Here is a 17,098-nt window from a genome sequence, read left to right as displayed (position 1 = left end):
TTAACTTATGGTGCCGGGATGCCCATAAATGAATCCAAAGAGAACTAAATGCAAACAGTAATCGTTACAGATGATCTTGAAAGTTGGTCTTTTTTAAGCGAAATCGCACCAACAGTACATGCATTGGACTACTTGAGTGGCGACGAGTACCATCAAAATAAATCGTTTCGGGTAATCAATCTCTGTAGAGATTACAATTATCAGACTATAGGTTATTACGTATCACTTTTGGCGCAAGCAAGGGATCACAAAGCATTGCCCTCAGTTCATGGCATTCAGGACGTGCATAATGTCAGTTTATCCAAATTAATATCCCAGGATACTCACGAAGAAATTCAGCACAGCTTACATGATATTAAGGGGGATGAATTCATCCTGAGTTTGTACTTTGGTCAAAATATGGCAAAACGCTACGCAACTCTGGCAAAGCAACTGCATGGCTTGTTTCCTTTACCCCTGATTCGCTTTACTCTGGAAAAGAAAAAACAATGGCGGATTAAAACGTTAACCCCCTTGTCTTTGGCTGATGTGCCAGAACACCATCGTGAGTTCATGCGTCAATCAGCAGAAAGCTACTTATCTAAAAAAAGAGTCCATCAATGGCGTAAAAAACAACGCTATCATGACCTGGCTATTTTAATTGATCCAACCGAACAAAATGCACCATCCAATAAAAAGGCATTGGATTTATTCATCGCTGCAGGTGAAGAGTTAGGGCTTAATGTTGATTTAATTGACAAAAATGAAAGCAAATCTATTGCGGAATATGATGCCCTGTTCATTCGGGCGACAACTTCAGTCAACCATTATACCTACCGATTATCACGCCGGGCAGCTCAGGAAAATCTGGTGGTTATAGACGATCCGCAATCCATCATTAAATGCTCCAATAAAGTTTATCTTGCGGAATTATTAAGCAGCCATCAGATAAAAACGCCTGAAACCCTGTTTATCAGTAAATACGACAAGCAGTTACCCCAAATCGAATTCCCTTGCGTGTTAAAAAAACCCGACAGCGCTTTTTCGCACGGCGTAGTCAAAATTGATGATGAAAAAAGTTTGCAAAAATCACTAAATCAATTTTTCAAAACATCTGATCTTGTAGTTGTCCAGCCATTTATCCCTACTGAATTTGATTGGCGCATTGGCATACTGGACAACAAGGCTTTATTTGCCTGTCGGTATTTTATGGCCAAAGGCCATTGGCAAATTTACGATTGGCATGGTACGCAAGAACAAAAAGAAGGGGATCATGAAACGCTGCCCATCCATGCGGTACCCGAAGCTATTCTCAAAATAGCTCTGAAAAGTACCCGCCTGATTGGAGACGGTTTGTATGGTGTTGATATTAAAAGCCATGGTGACCAGCATTATGTCATCGAAGTCAATGACAATCCTAACATAGACAATGGTCTTGAGGATCAGATTTTGGGTGAAAACCTGTACCAACAGATCATGAATGTATTTTTACAACGAATACGCAGGAAACATGGCTATGTCTAGTTTTCCCATTTTTTCAGTTTTGGGTATAGAAATTGAATACATGCTGGTCGATAAAGATCAGCTCAACATTCAACCCAAAAGCGACCAGATTCTGAGCGCTCTGGCCGGCCACCAGGTTAATGAGGTTGAATTAGGTGATATAGCAATCAGTAATGAATTGGTTATGCATGTGTTAGAGCTAAAAAATAATGGCCCCAAACCCGCAGATGCCAGCGTGACCCAACACTTCCAAAAGACCATTCAAGACTTACAGCCGTTGCTGAAACAACACAATTTAATGCTATTACCCACAGGAGCGCATCCCTGGATGAACCCGCATACCGAAACGGTACGCTGGCCTTACGGTAATCGTGACATATATCAACAATTTGACGCCATCTTTGATTGCAAAGGACATGGCTGGTCAAACCTGCAAAGCATGCACGTCAACCTGCCTTATTCCAATGCAGAAGAATTTTATCAACTGCATAACGTCATTCGCCTGATTTTACCACTACTGCCTGCCCTAGCAGCAAGCACACCTGTACTTGATGCGAAACCTACTGGACTACTTGATTCAAGACTGTATTTTTACAGCCGAAATCAACAACGAATTCCATCAATCAGTGGCGATATTATTCCAGAATTTATCCGTTCAGAAGAAGAATATCAGCATAAAATTCTAACGCCCATGTATCAGGACATTAGCCCCTTTGACCCAGAAGGGATATTGCAGCATCAGTGGCTGAATTCACGAGGAGCTATTCCCAAGTTTAATTGCAAAGCCATTGAGATTCGTATTCTTGATAGTCAGGAATGTGTGGAAGCAGATATTGCTATTGCGCATGCCATCAATGCCATTTTAAAACACTGGCAGTCTTCATCATCGTATTATCTGGATAATCCTTGTGACACCATTAAGTTAAAACATCTTTTTGATAAGGCCATAGATACCGGATTAGCAACCTTGGTAGATGACACGGAATTACTTCATCAGTGGCAACTTCCTAAAAGAGCGATGAGCCTGGCTCAAGTCTGGTCTGCGCTTATAGAACAGACGAGCTCGGAATTAAATCAAAAACAACAAACGGCGTTGGAGTTGATTTTAAGCCAGGGCAACCTGAGTCAGCGTATTCTGAATGCGATGCATCAGGATAAAAATGAAGGCGCATTAAAAAGGATATACCAACAACTCGCTGACAGCCTTTTGACCAATCAACAGTTTCAAGTCCAATGAACAACATAGCGCTGGTAATAAGTTGTGAACACGCCGTAGATACTGTTCCAGAACAATATCGTACACTGTTCCAGCCCTATCATGAGTTAATCACAACACACCGTGGCATAGATTTTGGTGCGTTGGATATAGCCCTGCATTTAAAACGTGTCTTGCCTGCAGACTTTATTCAAGCTCACACCACCCGCTTACTGATTGATTGCAACAGAAGCCTCAAAAGCCCATCATGTTTTTCAGAGGTCACCAGAGATTTACCTGCTGCCGAAAAACAAAAAATCATCGACTGTTATTATCAACCGTTTCGTGATCAGGTTATTCGCATCATTAACCAGCACATAGAACACCATTTAAAGGTATGGCATTTATCCATTCATAGCTTTACTCCCGTGCTCAATGGCCAGGTACGCACAACGGATATAGGGTTACTTTATGACCCGCAAAGACCATCAGAGAAATTGTTCTGTGAACAATTACAAAAAGAGATGCAGCGGTTAAATCCAGGCATCAGGGTGCGCCGCAACTATCCCTACAAAGGAATAAGCGATGGGTTTACCGCATTCTTACGCAAGCAATTTGCTGATTCGGACTACCTGGGTATTGAAATTGAAGCCAATCAGGCATTAACGCAAAACGCCCAATCAATAAACACAGTAAAAAAATTAATATCAGATAGCATATTAAAACGATTATGTTAATATTGAGTTAATCTTAATCCACTATACTAAAATCCATTAATCCATTTATCCGTTTGGTACTTTTGATGTTTTCAGAAAAAATTAAACAGTTAGAATCATTGAAACAACGCCAGCTTTCCAAAATGATTGCGGCAATCAATACCAAAGTACTCGACACCTTACAAAGTGAACATTTTAATCCCCGAATAGCCTCATTTTTAAATAAAATCAATAAAGAAGGGGTGCCTTATACCAATTATGATCTCGATCCCGATAACATTTCGCAAATCAAAAAACTAATCAATGCTCTGTATTATGCGCGATTAGCCTTCGAGGACATTGAACGGTGTGACTTTGTTAAAAAACCTACCGAATCGTTAAAGTTAGTCTATTCGAGCACCATATCAAAAGCGTACCAAGCCTGTTATTTGTTGACCCATCTGGACGTTGATGTTCAGGAGATGTTTGGCGCAGAGTTGCAATTGCTTTTCCCCATAGCCACCCAGTTAATGTCCTTTGCTGAAAGCCACTCCGAGGAAACAAAAGAACTTGCTGCCACGCTGCAAAGCTACCCCATCAGTCATAAAATAGGCGACATTGCCGGTACAGCCATAGACCAGATGCAACCAAACAGCGCTGATCTTGATTTTAAATTCCTGACCCAATTCAGCGCCGTTTTACCCAGTTATATAGACCAGCTGACCCTGTACATTCAGGAGTATTCATCAGAGCTGATTGAAAAAGAACCGTCTTTAAACAATGAAAAGCTGGAAGAATTACAAACTACTGCCTTGAAGCTCTTAAACGATCTTGAAAATTTAAAAGGTAACAGCCTGTTTGTCTCCTTTAAAGTATTAAACTACGTGCACATCCTGCGTAATGTATTTACCCTGGCTCAAAGCTCACTTGAGCAAATGGGGCATTTTAGCGAATCATCTCAGGACGTTATTCGTAATAATCTTGCTCAGTTAAAATACGTTGTATTACCTACATTATTTGGTTTTGTCGATAAAATTGAAGACAACGCCATGTTAAAACCAGGTACTCTGTCTATTCCCCTGATGGAAAAAGTAAAAGCACTTTATGGATGGCTCATCTTTTATGCGAGTAAGCCTGTTGATTTTACGCAAAAAGGGGAAGAATTACTCAGTATTGAAGACTCCCGTTTTCTGGCTCTAAGATTAGAGAAATCCTACGGCCGAATAGATGCTGCAAACAAATCCCTGTTTAAAATCCAAAAAGCGCAAGAGGCACTGAGCAGTTTCTACGAAATTATTGAAAATCCACAGTATAAAGATCTGGCTCTGCATCAATTACCCCAGGAAATAAAAAACCAGCTCATAGTGCACTACAAGCTCATAAAACCTTACATGACGCAAAAAGATATTAATTTAAACACCCGAATTATAGACAGTTTAACAGGACCAGAAACCAACACATCATGGCTCATGAAGGCATGGCGTACTGTCAGACGCCAATTACCCGATGTTCCCATCAGCATCATTATCGAACAAAAGAAGCTGTTAGAAACATTCATCTCAAAAAAACAAGCCTCTGAAGAATTTCATATCAATCTGAATATGGATTTGATAAACGCCGTAAACAAACAAACGAACCTGGTCTTATTCCCTTACACAGAACAAACTAATGTCTTCGCTATTGACGAATCGGAAGCGGTAAATAAAGGCTATACCTGCGCCCTTCTCAATTTAACCAATCAGTACACGCTCCAACGGACACCAAGGTCACTCTATGTTCCTCAGACCCTCTATCTTGAGGCAACAAACGAAGGGTTAGAATATGAAGTCCTCACTCCTGATAACAAACGGCTAATGTCCTTAATCCCATGGAGCCAACTCAGCGGATTCCCCCGAAATGTTGAGGCTATTCTTGCGGCAAAAAACAGATATTTACCCAAACTACACATCTTGACCGCCAACGCTGGACATACAAAACTTACCGCAAAACTCAATTTAAGCACCAGAGAGCGGCATGTGCCTCAGGCTTTGTACCTTGAAGTCACCGATCAGGGTTTAAAATACGAGGTCATCTCCCCTGAAGGCAAACTAAGCACGGCGATTATTCCCTGGCACAAATTACCTGGCATTCCCCACGATGTCTCGGTAATTATGGCATCAAGAAGTGAATATATGCCCAGAATATTGGAATTAACCGCTGCCGCAGGGCATACGCTAAACGCCACAACATTAGCGTTCGATGAACTAAAAAATCTGTTAAGAGGCAGAAGCGGGATTATTTTATTCAATAATAACGAATTACTCTATGCCGATAGTATAAAGCAAACAGTCACCAAACTCACTGCAACAGCAAGCAATCAACCCGGTTTTGATGTCTTAAAAAACTCCTGCAACCAGGCTTATAAAGTAGCAACAGACCAGGAACTTGATTTAATTACTCAACTAACCGGCCGTATCCATCTTGGTTTCAAGACGTCACGAGGCCAACGCATAGTGAGTAACACCAAGCAGTTAAACGCAGATCAAGCCCTGGATATTCATCAATGGTACGGAAATAAACGCGAGAAGTTCAAGGTAGCTCAAAATGCCTATAATGAATTTGTAACTTTATTAAAAAAACAAACTGCGATACCCGGGGTTACAGGCAGCGGCGTTTTGCAAATAGGTCGAATGAATAAAACAGTTAGAGCCCGTTGCCGAAACTTATACAATCTCTTTCAACCCTATTTCATTAACGGGGTACCCCCTGAGCTTAAAGCTTCTGCGTTAGCGTTTGACAAGTATCTCGTGAACTCCTTTTCCGGTGAACAAGAGCAACCAGATGTTCCGGTTATGGATATGTTGCAACAACTGGATGAGCATTTTCAAAGTTATTTTACTGATATTGATATATCCTGGAGTACAAAAAGTAAAAAGTACCTGAAAATGGCGCAAGATAAATTTGCGGCTGAAAGCGAAGCAGCGCCTCTGCAACACGATCCGTCCTTAGGCAAACGAGAGCACTACCTGCTCCAACACAATCATTACTCCGAATACGTCCAGAAGTTTCGTAAAGAGCTCCATAAAATGACTTTTGCGCTGAATAAGTCTATGCAAGCGCAATTACGGCCACAAAAGAATGGAATTCCTTATCCTGAATTAGAAAATCCGCACTCAGTGGCCATGCAAGCCAAACAAGTTTTGACTATAAAACGGATATTCAACAGTTTGTATCATGTTGAAGGCATCATCAAACAACTGGAAGAACTGAATAATAAGGACTTTGAAACCCGCTATGTCGTTCGCCTGCTTACCGCTTATGGACATATTGACGACATCATGATTATGTCCAAGCAGATTATGGACGATCCGCATTTTAGCCTTATTGGCCGTGAGCTGTTAGACAAAGTACAGAAAATGCATATCAGCATTCAAAAGCATCTTGATCCTTATCAGGTAGGTCATGAAGAAATACATTACGACTCCCCGGTAACAATTAATGGGCTTTGGTACACCCTAAATACCTTCTTTGTTAGTCCCAAACATATCAGAAGCCTGGCCAATACGAATTTTCTTACTGTAGAGGAACTCGATGAGCTGCACGTGAGCGCCAAACAATCGGCAGTTAAAATTGAATCCATCATCAACAGTTCGAGCTCATATTTCAGACTGTTTTTACAAGTCCCGAATATGTTCAGCTTATACAAAAACCTAACCAGTAAAATGAACGAATTTATCAGCACAACTCATGACTCAGTGATGAATAATCTGGATAAATTTGAACCCAATATATTTACCCCCATGCTACTGGAAGCAGATCTTTGGGAGGATAAGTTAGGCTTAATTCCCGGCACCTTATCAGGACCGATGAAACAAATAATCGATGAATTTTATAAAGGATTTCTGCGTCCGTTGGGATTGGATGCAAAAACCCATATTGATTTAATCTGCAATAAAGCAACATTAAACCAACGTCTGGAAACTACTCGACAAAACATAGAGCGGGCCCAACAACGCCTTCTTAACAAAGAAAAAAGCTACCAGCACATCAAGAGTCTATGGAACGTATATACAGAATATCAGAAACTCAAAAACGGGGTAGTTCCGGCATCTCTAACCGCTATGGGGTTTTGCGAAGAACGGTTAATCAAGAAGTATAAAGAAGCGCTACCCAAGCTGGTCGCTATCCAAAGAAAAGTTACCCTCGATCCAGACAAAACAGATCCTGGCTTTGATAAGCTCTTAAACAACGATCTGAAGGAATATGAACCCAAGCTTTCACAAATCCAGGAACTGCTTGCCGCAAGTAAAAGCCACTATGAAGGCATTAAAGCAACCTGTGTCATGGAACTTAAGACTGCAGAAGAGAAACTGGCTTATCTGACTGAACTCAATACACTTCAAGACCAAGCCAATTTAACCTTTATTGAACACTACACCACTGAATCCTTCAATAAACAAATGGAGGCTTTTTGTAACCGTCATATAGGGCTGCAATATACCGATAAAGAATACCGCAACAAATTAAGGGAATATTTATTAACGTTTAAAGAACAAATAATAACTCAAGCGAAAACTACAGAAGACATCAACCTGACCGTTAAAAATTTATTAAAAGAAAAAATTAAACTGTTTGAACAAAACAACTTTGCTAAGTACTTTCATCTGGATACAGTACGAGTTGCGCTTGCTCAGTTTAAAAACTACTTCAGTATTTCGACTCTGGCGATTGAACGCAATGATTCCCTTTTCGAAAATGAAACAACCCTGGGCGAAAAAACGCAACGTATTAATACCCTGCTGGATTTTGCCGAGAACGAACAATTAACCGTTGATGAACGCTTTACCCGAATTGCATTTGAAGTTAAAGATCCCAGTTTTCGCAGAATAATACTGGCTCACAAACAAGCAGATCGCTTTAGTTTCACTTACCTGATTCATTGTATGATATCCTTACTCGAAGCACTGCATCTCATCACGCCAGCACGTAAAAAACTGCATGATAATTTAGAGCAAGCCGTAAACAACAAACCGCAAATAAACGAACTGGCCAAACGATTCGGGTTATTTGCCTCAGGAAGGACTCCCCTTGTACCGGCACCCAGTGTACAAGCAGAACAAGTACACGGGCAAGAAAACCCAGGTGAGGCCAGTCCAGGACTACGCTAATCCCCAATTGTTAACCTGTCGAGGTTAAAAAACAGGTTAATTGGCATAATACAAACGCATTAACTCAAGTGCTTTTTTCAAATAAGGCACTCGAGGTTTTGCGTTTGGAATAGGCTCTCCATGAGAATTGGTTACGACCATATTCCCAGACGTGCGTAATGTTGTTTGGCGATAGGGTTCTCTAAACGCCATAGTACTGTAACTGCCTGCCAACACAAAAGGCAATCTATGCTGTTGCTCAAGAAGATCCTGACCTATGCTGTAATCGATAACGGGATTTTTGCAGTTAAAAACTCGTTTTAGCAAGGTAGGAACAACATCATAACTGCTGGTTTCATAATCAATAATCCGTGGCGACTGGGATGGCCAATAGAGAATCAAAGGCACATGCAGTTGCACATCGGTAAAATTACCAGCATGGCCCCAATAATTCAGCCTGTTGTCATTAAACTCCTGGCCATGATCGGAGGTGATCATCACAATACTGTTCTCTAAAAAACCGTGCTGTTCAAGATGATCAAGGATTTTTGCCAGTTCGTTATCAATAAAACGTACCGAATTAAGGTAGCGGTTATAATAAGGCAGAGGATCAACCTCATTCGTCATCGCTATGCGTGAGCATTCTTTAATTGCCGGTTGATAAGGCTCAGGATAACTCTGATCCCGACAATACCCATGTGGCGCATCATAAAACAGATTAAGAAAGAAAGGGTGTTTTAAATCCCTGGCAGTTAAAAACTTAATTGCCTGCTCAGTGACCCATCGATCTTTATTGCCTATGTCATCACCGGGGGCACCATATCCGTTTAAATCAGACAACCCCAGATAAATGGTTTTATCAAACGGAGGAATAACCATTTCACTAGACCAAAGAACGTTCATCACATAACGGTATTTTAAAAGTAAGCCCATCATTACCGGCGGTACTTTTTGCTCCAAAACCGCAGTCCAATAACTGGCTGGAATAGAATAAAACAAAGAAAATAATCCCGGTTGCGTTGAGTTTCCTCCACTAAGATGCCTGTTAAATTGCCAGGATCGCTTAGCAAAAGCGCTAAGATTAGGCATGTACTCAGGTCTTACACTGTCAAATCGCAATGAATCAACCAGAATCCAGATAATATTGGGCGGATTCTCTGGCTTTGCACACTGCAAGGAATGCAGAGGATAATTCAGCGGATCATTAGAAAATAAAGGCTGATAAAAATGCCCCTCGCCATATCGGTCAAGCAACTCCTCGGCATTTTTATCGGGAATCAAATACACTATCAATTGGTTATAAAAAGGTAAATTAGGCGTTTGTTGACTGAATAAATTATTATTGCCATCCATAGAGTGCAACAAGGTAAAATAACTCAACAAAAAACCACCCAACCAAAAAAGAGCGATGGTTCGCCCTATCAAAAACCGCACTGGCACTATAATTTTATTCCAGACCCAATAAGCAACGCCCCCTTCCATCGCTGCGATCAACACCATCCCACCAAAGAAGATACGCAGTTCTCGCTCGGAAAAATCAAACACATCATGCCATTGACCATTAAAAAAAAGAGTGAAAATATCCCCATTCAAATGAAATTTGAACATTGAAAACACACAATTATTAATGATTAACAGCACCAGGCTAAGGGTTGCAAGCACTACACTCAAAAACCAGACCAATCGCTTTTCCGGCAAAACAAAGGCTATGCCCCAAACCAACAACGCAGGTATAAAAGCCAATACCATCATGTAGGTCAGATAATTCACTACCGCAAAAAATACAACCAGGATCTTGCCTGAAACAGTAGAATAGTCCGCTAAAAAATTAGCAAAAAGAGTAGGGGAAAAGAGAATTTTTTTTAAATAAAGAGAACCAACAATCCAGAACATCACGCTGTTGATCAAAAAAAACCAACCGACAAAGCGTACAATCAAACGCCTATTTTGAGGATTGTCCATAAAAACCAGCATGCCCTTAAACGAAATAAACTCACCCAAGATACTAACCTGTTCACCTCAGGCGATCAAACCCAAGGGGGATAGTTGACAAAGGTAGTCCATTTCATGATACCGAAACGTAATGAAAGAATCCGATTGCTGTTTTTTTCAAAAAATGCAATTTCAGAAATAAACAAACCAATATGATTGTTTGATACCCATAACTTCCCTATAATTTGCTCACAATCACAACAACAATAAGGCAATTTGATATGAATAAATGGATACTGGCAGCTGCGGGCAGTATGCTTGCGTTTAATACCTATGCGAATGAAGGTTTCTGCGGATACAAGGATTATTTTCATTTGAGTGATACAGCACATCCGGGAATTTACGTCGTAAGCGGTTACAGCGAGTCAGATGTTATTTTAGAGCGAGTGGGCCCACGCAGCTTTGTTATCAGGGACGGTTATGATTGTCGTGCCGGTTATGCTCATGTAACTGTAGCTTATGATACAGAACACTGGTGCGTATTGGACATCAAAGACGGTCCTTTTATGTACACACCAACTGTAAGCGCATCGTGTAATGGCATTCGCTATCTAGGGCTGACTTATGACAGCTTTGGCAGTTATTCCTACTCCATTAACCTCGATTAAAGTCACTTTATCGCTTTTTAATTCCTAATGCAGTCATTAGTGCGCGAGTCATATCGCGCACAATTTGACGGATAATCTGCCGAAACAACGTGTTTTTTGTAACCGAAGTGATGACCGAAGTTTCTTTATCCGGGGAATTATTTGGGGAATTTACACTGCGCTCTTGATTTGCCTCATTGCTTTTTGCCATCAAGATATCTTTTGCTGAATGCCGTTCTTGACGCTGGCCGTATCGAGGATAGAGCGATGATGCCGCAACATGTTGCTTTAACTCCTCATCGGTTAAAACACCCATCCGTGACTCAGGTGCTCTTATCATGCACTGAATTAAGGGCGTGGGTTGACCTTTACCATCCAGACTACTCACCAAAGCTTCGCCAATTCGCAGTGCGGTTAGTAATTGCTCTGTATCATAATGTTCCGATGGAGGAAAATTTTGGGCGACCAATTTCATCGCTTTTCTGTCTTTTGCAGTAAAGGCTCGTAACGCATGCTGAATTTTTAAACCCAACTGACTTAATACGCTTTCGGGAATATCATTGGGTGTTTGAGTACAAAAAATTAAACCAACACCTTTGGAACGAATTAATTTCACCATAGTATCGAGCAAACTGAGCAAGGCTTTACTGGCATGACTAAAAATAAGATGCGCTTCATCTATAAACAAAACTAGTCTGGGTTTGTCAGGATCGCCTAATTCAGGCAATGTTTTGTATACGTCTGATAATAATTTCAACATAAACGTAGAGAATAATTTGGGCTTATCCTGCATGTCCAACAATCTTAAAACGGAAATAATGCCTAATCCTTGCGGGGTGGTGCGGACTAAATCCAAAACATCAAATGCAGGTTCACCAAAAAACTGATCGCCCCCCTGCGATTCAAGCTCGATAATTTTACGCATTATCGTACCCACTGAAGATGCGGCAACACCACCGAATTTTGCTTCAATTTGCTTCTTACCGGCATCGGTTTGCCCAAATTGCAGCAAACTTTTCAAATCAGCCAAATCGATCAACGGCAATTGGGTTTGCCTGGCGTATTCAAACAATACCGTTATCACGCCTTCTTGTGTCTCATTCACATCCAGCATCCGGGCAAATAATACAGGGCCAAAATCAGCGACCGTTGAACGCAAAGGAACCCCGGGATGAGATTCACTTAAGGCAAGAAATTCCACCGGAAAACCACGAGGAGTATACTCCAAATGCAAGGATTTACTCCGGGCAATCAAGGACTCAGTTGCATCTCCTGGCATAGCCAGACCAGAAATATCCCCTTTGATATCCATAACCAGGCTTGGCACCCCAGCCAATGACAGCTGTTCGCTTAAAACCTGAATGGTTTTGGTTTTGCCGCTACCTGTTGCACCGGCCACCAAACCATGCCTATTGAGAGATTTTAAAACCAGATGTACTGGAGCATCAGCAATGAGTTGGTGATCAAGCTCAATACCACCTAGTAATAACGCAGGTAAAGTACCGGCCTGATAGGGAATACGTATATCGTCATACATAAAAGAAATCCTTATGAACCAATTAGGTTAATTATAATCTTAAAAAACCGATATTGCTTTACTTGCTGCTCAATCCTCATTACTGATGCACGTTTAAAACCAGACACAATTGAATAAATCTCAGGTTAAAGCACTGATAATTGATCCCAATATTCCAGGCGAGCGTTTGCCCTGATCGTTTTTAATCCTTAGACGCAATGCGGGCAAATACCGTAGATATTAAGCGCATGATCAGTCATTTTAAAATGGGCTTTTTCTGCGATTACTTTCTGTCTTTGCTCGATAATCTCATCAACAAATTCTTCCACCCTGCCACATTTCACACAAACCAAATGATCATGGTGCTCCCCCTGACATAATTCAAAAACAGAATATCCGCCCTCAAAATTATGACGAGAGACTAAACCTGCCGTTTCAAATTGGGTTAAAACCCGGTAAACGGTAGCAAGGCCTACATCTTCACCTGTTTCCAATAACGCTTTATAAACATCCTCAGCACTTAAATGATGATTGGGAGATTGCTCCAAAATTTGCAGTACCTTCAACCTTGGCAAAGTAATTTTTAACCCGGCATCTTTTAGTTGCTGACTCTCTTCCACATGTGCTCCTTAGCAGTAATGAATTTGCACCCGTTTAGTGGTGTCTTTAAATAAATGGCATGTTATTATGGCGAAATTTTTCATGGTAGGCAAAAAATATGCGAATAATAACTCTTCTTGTTTCAGTCATTTTATCACTAAGTTTGACTCAATGCGCCTCATACGACTTTGCAAAACGCATCAGTCAACAAGGCAACTTGCTGCCCCAGTCTAAAGTAGCACGCTTGAAAATAGGCATGAGTAAAAATGATGCGGCTATTTTAATGGGAACTAGCCTGATAAGCCCAACATTCAATAATGACCGCTGGGATTACGCCTACACCTGGCGGAGAGGAACAGGTCCTATGGAAATTCGTAACGTAGTGATTTATTTTAAAGGCAACTCAATCGTCCGCATTGAACACAACCCCTAAACCACAAACCAATGTTGTCACGCTGATACCGGAGGATGTACATCATCCTCCAATAACATTTATTTTTTCAAACGAGCTTTTTGCCGTCTTTTCTCTTTAGGATCACACACTAAAGGCCGATATAACTCCACTCTGTCGCCTTCTTTGAGCACAGTATCCGTTGATACTTGCTTTGCAAATATCCCTACAGGTAACTCCCGAGTTTCCGGATACGCATCGTAGATTCCTGATGCACGTAATGCATCAGCCACCCTTGAGCCACAATTCAATTCTAAATCATGGTGAATCACATGACCTGTAGCCGAGACATAAACGACCTCAATTTTTACCATACATAACCTCAGCCCTGTCACAAAAGGCATCAACCATCTTGTCCGTTACCTGATCAAAAACAGGCCCAAGAAGCATGGAAAATATTTTGCCGGAAAATTCAAATTCAAGGTCAAAAGAAATCTTGCAACCATTGTCTACTTCATCAAAACGCCAAAAACCTTCCAAATGACTAAAAGGACCATCAACAAGACGGATTTCTATCATTTTATTGGCTTGTAAGCGGTTACGAGTAGTAAACGATTTACTCATTCCAGCCGCACCGATAACCAAAGTCGCCTGAACTTCATCATCATCACGGTGATGCACCGTACTTTCAGCACAATAAGGGAGAAATTCGGCATAATGGTCTACATCATTAACCAAAGCATACATTTGTTCGCAAGTGTATTTAACTATTCGTGATCGTTTTACTACGGGCATGATACAGCTCCTTGAACCTGTTTGGTGAGCCAAAGACTAAGGTCTTTGATTTCTTCATAACAAATGGAATGTTCCATAGGATACTGATGACAACTTACATCGGCATACCCCCTATTGAGCAGCCAATCTCTGCTTTGTTCGCTCCATGCAGGCAAAACGAGAGGGTCAAACTGTCCATAACCTATAAAAAACGCAGTACCTTTATCCAGTCGTGGATGATTCTCTCCTGCCAAAGGCAAATAGGCAGATAAGGCAATAACGCCCCCTAATGCATGTTCTGAATGAAGTGAAGTATGCAAAGCCATGGCACCGCCTTGCGAAAACCCGGCAAGATATATTTGCGAATAATCAAACCCCTCCTGGTGTTGAGATTCAATAACGTGACGAATCAGTTGCTCTGATTGTTCAATGCCGTCCTTATCTTCTCTATCCAGCAAGCGGGTTCCTGTAATGTCATACCAGGCAGGCATAACCATGCCGCCATTCAAGGTAACCGGGCGAGAAGGTGCATCGATAAAAACATGGCGTAGGGCCACATCAGTAACCATTAGCTCTTTGGCTAATCCCATCATATCAGAAGCATCAGCTCCCAACCCATGCATCCAGATAACGCAGGCCTGTGCTTTGTTCTGCGGATCGTTGATATATACACTCAAAACTGGTTCTCCACCAAAAAATACAAATTATCGCCAATGCAAAGGAGCAGCGCAAGTTATGAAGTCCGAATTACTTAAATTTAATTGGTTGGCAAAAACGGTTTGCACCCATGCTTTAAAAACCAATCCAGTAATCAATTAGCCATACGTGCAATCAAACCCATAGAAAATAAAATCACAGCGCCCATTTAAGAGTCACTCAGCATCAAATTAGATGCAGTCTATTTTGGAGAATAACTTGCTTTTTTGTGTACAAAATTTTATCATATATAATGACCCTTAATAAATTCGTGTCACTTGTTATGCTTAAAATGCGGCGAAATTTTCTTAGGTTTTTTATTAATATATTGAAAATTCAGCATAATTTTTCCCCAAAATACAATGAGACGCTGCTGAATCATTAAAGAGACTAAGACGGATGATAGAACAATTAACCGAAGAGCTGGCAAAAAAACCGATTACCAGCATTCTGAGTAACGAAGATTGGTTCTTTTACAAAACTCAATGGGCTCAATTAGACCCATCAAATCGTTCAAAATTTATTTCTGTACTTGCAGCTCACAGTGGTATTCTACCTTCGCAAATTGAACAGGCATTTGATAATCATGACGATAAAGGCACGCTGCAGATAACACAAGAATTTCACGCAGCCCAAAAGATTGCGTCCCAAAAAATCATCTCCATGCAACAACGAACCTGTTTTCGGAGCATGAAACTGGACTCATTAGCGATTTCTCGCGCCGAATGGCTAACCCTAATCGCTAAATTCGAACAACACCAAAGAAGCCACATGAGTGCGAGTTTATTTTTTAGAATACTCAGTATTATCAGAAACACCCCCTATGATTCGTCAATAATAGCGCTGACCAAATCACAACCCTCAAGACAAGCCAAACACAGCCTTTCTCGAGAAGAAGAGCCACTGAAAAAAAGAATAGTTCGCTCGTTTCTTAAAGACGTAGGCCCTAATCCGCTTATTTTCGAACAAACCGAACAAAATGACGCTCTTCAAGCTAAAGTTGAAGCCACTGGAGCACGTATCAGTAAACTGGATCCTGCTACGCCTGATAAACGCTATCCTGTAGTAGTAAAAACACCCGGGGGCAGAAAAGCCCGGCCTCTGTGTACTATAAACGGCCAAAGCCTTTTCAAACATCTGACGCCTGAAAGCAAAGCGCCTAAAACAGGACGAGTAGCCCTGAGCCATGACCGAGCACGAAAAGATTTAGGCGATATATTACCCCAATTGGCCGTGGATAAAGCGCAAGAAGTTGAGTTTGTTGCAACCTTAAAGGCAATAAAAGAACGTTCGGGTATGCCAAGAAGACAAAGCCAAGTGGCAATTACCAAAGCAAAGGCCAGTGATGTATTTCGTGCCTATGGGGTTGAAATAACACCAACCAATAGCAGATCGTTTCATTGGTCGCATCTCATTGCTCATTTCCTGGCTGATACTCATGAATTAACGACACCAGATTGCCAAAAAGAAATAACTAACCTGGTGCCGAGTACCGATGCAGCAAATTACAACACTCTGGAGGCAATTGAACTGTTTATCCGTAACAAACTCATAAACGAAGACACGGACGAGATACGGATTAATGTAAAACCTGAATACGTTGACGATTCACACATACCCAACATGCTGGTTTATACGCTGTCTTGGGTAGAAAACTACGGCAAGAAACACGAACAAGTATTTTATATTAATCCCCAGTCCTATGAGCGCATTACCAAAAAAATGCACAGCACTATAGATGTTCTCAGAGAGAATAACCAGACCGATGAGCCGGATGATTGGCCGTCTGAAAATGACTTTACTATATAAGACCCCAGGAAACAAGCCGCTAAAGTAATAAAGTGCATTTATCCAAAGCCTGATTGCTCTTTTCGCTTTAAAATTCATATAATAATGCTTTTACTATTGGCCAGTATCATGACTCGATATCTTGCGATTTTAACTTGTGTCACTGCATTATTCTTATCTGCCTGTGGCCAAAAAGGCCCGCTCTATTTGCCAGAGCCAAAACAAACCCCAACCGAATCATCCTCAAGAGAGTGAT

At 41.1% G+C, this 17,098-nt stretch carries 13 protein-coding genes and 1 pseudogene; 8 read left to right on the top strand and 6 right to left on the bottom strand.

From position 1 onward, the window contains the following. The first annotated feature begins 48 nt into the window (after positions 1–48). The 4 genes from Lwor_RS02075 to Lwor_RS14195 all read left to right on the top strand — a co-directional run bounded on the left by Lwor_RS02075 (position 49) and on the right by Lwor_RS14195 (position 8,519). Complete coding sequence (locus tag Lwor_RS02075) at positions 49–1,503, top strand: RimK family protein (RefSeq protein WP_058492243.1); 1,455 nt, start codon at positions 49–51, stop codon at positions 1,501–1,503. After that, entirely contained in the window at positions 1,496–2,719 is a 1,224-nt protein-coding gene (locus tag Lwor_RS02070) for a glutamate-cysteine ligase family protein (protein WP_058492242.1), read from the top strand. Before Lwor_RS02075 ends, Lwor_RS02070 begins: the two co-directional genes overlap by 8 nt. Next, positions 2,716–3,414 (top strand): N-formylglutamate amidohydrolase, encoded by a 699-nt coding sequence (locus tag Lwor_RS02065; protein WP_058492241.1) that lies wholly within the window; start codon positions 2,716–2,718, stop codon positions 3,412–3,414. Before Lwor_RS02070 ends, Lwor_RS02065 begins: the two co-directional genes overlap by 4 nt. 65 nt (positions 3,415–3,479) lie before the next feature. Beyond that, positions 3,480–8,519: a hypothetical protein gene (locus tag Lwor_RS14195; protein WP_058492240.1), complete on the top strand. Its 5,040-nt coding sequence runs from the start codon at positions 3,480–3,482 to the stop codon at positions 8,517–8,519. 36 nt (positions 8,520–8,555) lie between these two features. Here Lwor_RS14195 and Lwor_RS02055 read toward each other — a convergent pair whose 3' ends face one another. Continuing rightward, positions 8,556–10,499, bottom strand: coding sequence for a DUF3413 domain-containing protein (locus Lwor_RS02055; RefSeq protein ID WP_238584603.1), 1,944 nt, complete (start codon positions 10,497–10,499; stop codon positions 8,556–8,558). A gap of 212 nt (positions 10,500–10,711) precedes the next feature. Here Lwor_RS02055 and Lwor_RS02050 point away from each other — a divergent pair, with 212 nt between their 5' ends. Further along, entirely contained in the window at positions 10,712–11,098 is a 387-nt protein-coding gene (locus Lwor_RS02050) for a hypothetical protein (RefSeq protein WP_058492239.1), read from the top strand. Between the two features lie 7 nt (positions 11,099–11,105). On the opposite strand, the gene Lwor_RS02045 is transcribed toward Lwor_RS02050, so the two are convergent. Together Lwor_RS02045 and fur are read right to left on the bottom strand one after the other, a co-directional pair. Continuing rightward, positions 11,106–12,614, bottom strand: a complete 1,509-nt coding sequence (locus Lwor_RS02045) for a helicase HerA-like domain-containing protein (protein WP_058492238.1) — start codon at positions 12,612–12,614, stop codon at positions 11,106–11,108. Positions 12,615–12,802: 188 nt separating this feature from the next. After that, positions 12,803–13,213, bottom strand: a complete 411-nt coding sequence (fur, locus tag Lwor_RS02040; protein WP_058492237.1) for a ferric iron uptake transcriptional regulator — start codon at positions 13,211–13,213, stop codon at positions 12,803–12,805. A 67-nt stretch (positions 13,214–13,280) separates the two neighbouring features. Between fur and Lwor_RS02035 the strand changes: the two are divergent. After that, positions 13,281–13,626: pseudogene (locus Lwor_RS02035) on the top strand (outer membrane protein assembly factor BamE). Positions 13,627–13,685: 59 nt separating this feature from the next. Here the strand turns inward: Lwor_RS02035 and Lwor_RS02030 are convergent. Genes Lwor_RS02030 through Lwor_RS02020 form a run of 3 tightly spaced genes read right to left on the bottom strand, consistent with a single transcriptional unit; the run spans position 13,686 to position 15,035 of the window. Then, entirely contained in the window at positions 13,686–13,958 is a 273-nt protein-coding gene (locus Lwor_RS02030) for an RnfH family protein (RefSeq protein WP_058492235.1), read from the bottom strand. Continuing rightward, positions 13,945–14,379: a type II toxin-antitoxin system RatA family toxin gene (locus tag Lwor_RS02025; RefSeq protein WP_058492234.1), complete on the bottom strand. Its 435-nt coding sequence runs from the start codon at positions 14,377–14,379 to the stop codon at positions 13,945–13,947. The genes Lwor_RS02030 and Lwor_RS02025 overlap by 14 nt, the downstream gene beginning before the upstream one ends. Continuing rightward, entirely contained in the window at positions 14,370–15,035 is a 666-nt protein-coding gene (locus tag Lwor_RS02020; RefSeq protein ID WP_083501558.1) for an alpha/beta hydrolase, read from the bottom strand. The genes Lwor_RS02025 and Lwor_RS02020 overlap by 10 nt, the downstream gene beginning before the upstream one ends. Positions 15,036–15,453: 418 nt before the next feature. Between Lwor_RS02020 and Lwor_RS02015 the strand changes: the two genes are divergently transcribed. After that, positions 15,454–16,863 carry a hypothetical protein gene (locus tag Lwor_RS02015; protein ID WP_058492233.1) on the top strand — a complete coding sequence of 470 codons (1,410 nt, stop codon included), beginning with the start codon at positions 15,454–15,456 and terminating at the stop codon, positions 16,861–16,863. An 84-nt stretch (positions 16,864–16,947) separates the two neighbouring features. Beyond that, positions 16,948–17,097, top strand: coding sequence for an LPS translocon maturation chaperone LptM (lptM, locus tag Lwor_RS14285; RefSeq protein ID WP_415582872.1), 150 nt, complete (start codon positions 16,948–16,950; stop codon positions 17,095–17,097). Position 17,098 lies beyond the last annotated feature (1 nt).

It is taken from the genome of Legionella worsleiensis (genome assembly GCF_001467535.1).
Lineage (GTDB): Bacteria > Pseudomonadota > Gammaproteobacteria > Legionellales > Legionellaceae > Legionella > Legionella worsleiensis.
The sequence above is the reverse complement of the archived record's forward strand: the minus strand, read 5'-3'. Positions and strand labels throughout refer to the sequence as shown.

Coding starts and splice junctions, on each gene's coding strand:
- Lwor_RS02075 (WP_058492243.1), top strand. CDS start 49: ATGCAAACAGTAATCGTTACAGATGATCTTGAAAGTTGGTCTTTTTTA.
- Lwor_RS02070 (WP_058492242.1), top strand. CDS start 1,496: ATGTCTAGTTTTCCCATTTTTTCAGTTTTGGGTATAGAAATTGAATAC.
- Lwor_RS02045 (WP_058492238.1), bottom strand. CDS start 12,614: ATGTATGACGATATACGTATTCCCTATCAGGCCGGTACTTTACCTGCG.
- lptM (WP_415582872.1), top strand. CDS start 16,948: ATGCTTTTACTATTGGCCAGTATCATGACTCGATATCTTGCGATTTTA.
- Lwor_RS02050 (WP_058492239.1), top strand. CDS start 10,712: ATGAATAAATGGATACTGGCAGCTGCGGGCAGTATGCTTGCGTTTAAT.
- Lwor_RS02030 (WP_058492235.1), bottom strand. CDS start 13,958: ATGGTAAAAATTGAGGTCGTTTATGTCTCGGCTACAGGTCATGTGATT.
- Lwor_RS02015 (WP_058492233.1), top strand. CDS start 15,454: ATGATAGAACAATTAACCGAAGAGCTGGCAAAAAAACCGATTACCAGC.
- Lwor_RS14195 (WP_058492240.1), top strand. CDS start 3,480: ATGTTTTCAGAAAAAATTAAACAGTTAGAATCATTGAAACAACGCCAG.
- Lwor_RS02065 (WP_058492241.1), top strand. CDS start 2,716: ATGAACAACATAGCGCTGGTAATAAGTTGTGAACACGCCGTAGATACT.
- Lwor_RS02025 (WP_058492234.1), bottom strand. CDS start 14,379: ATGCCCGTAGTAAAACGATCACGAATAGTTAAATACACTTGCGAACAA.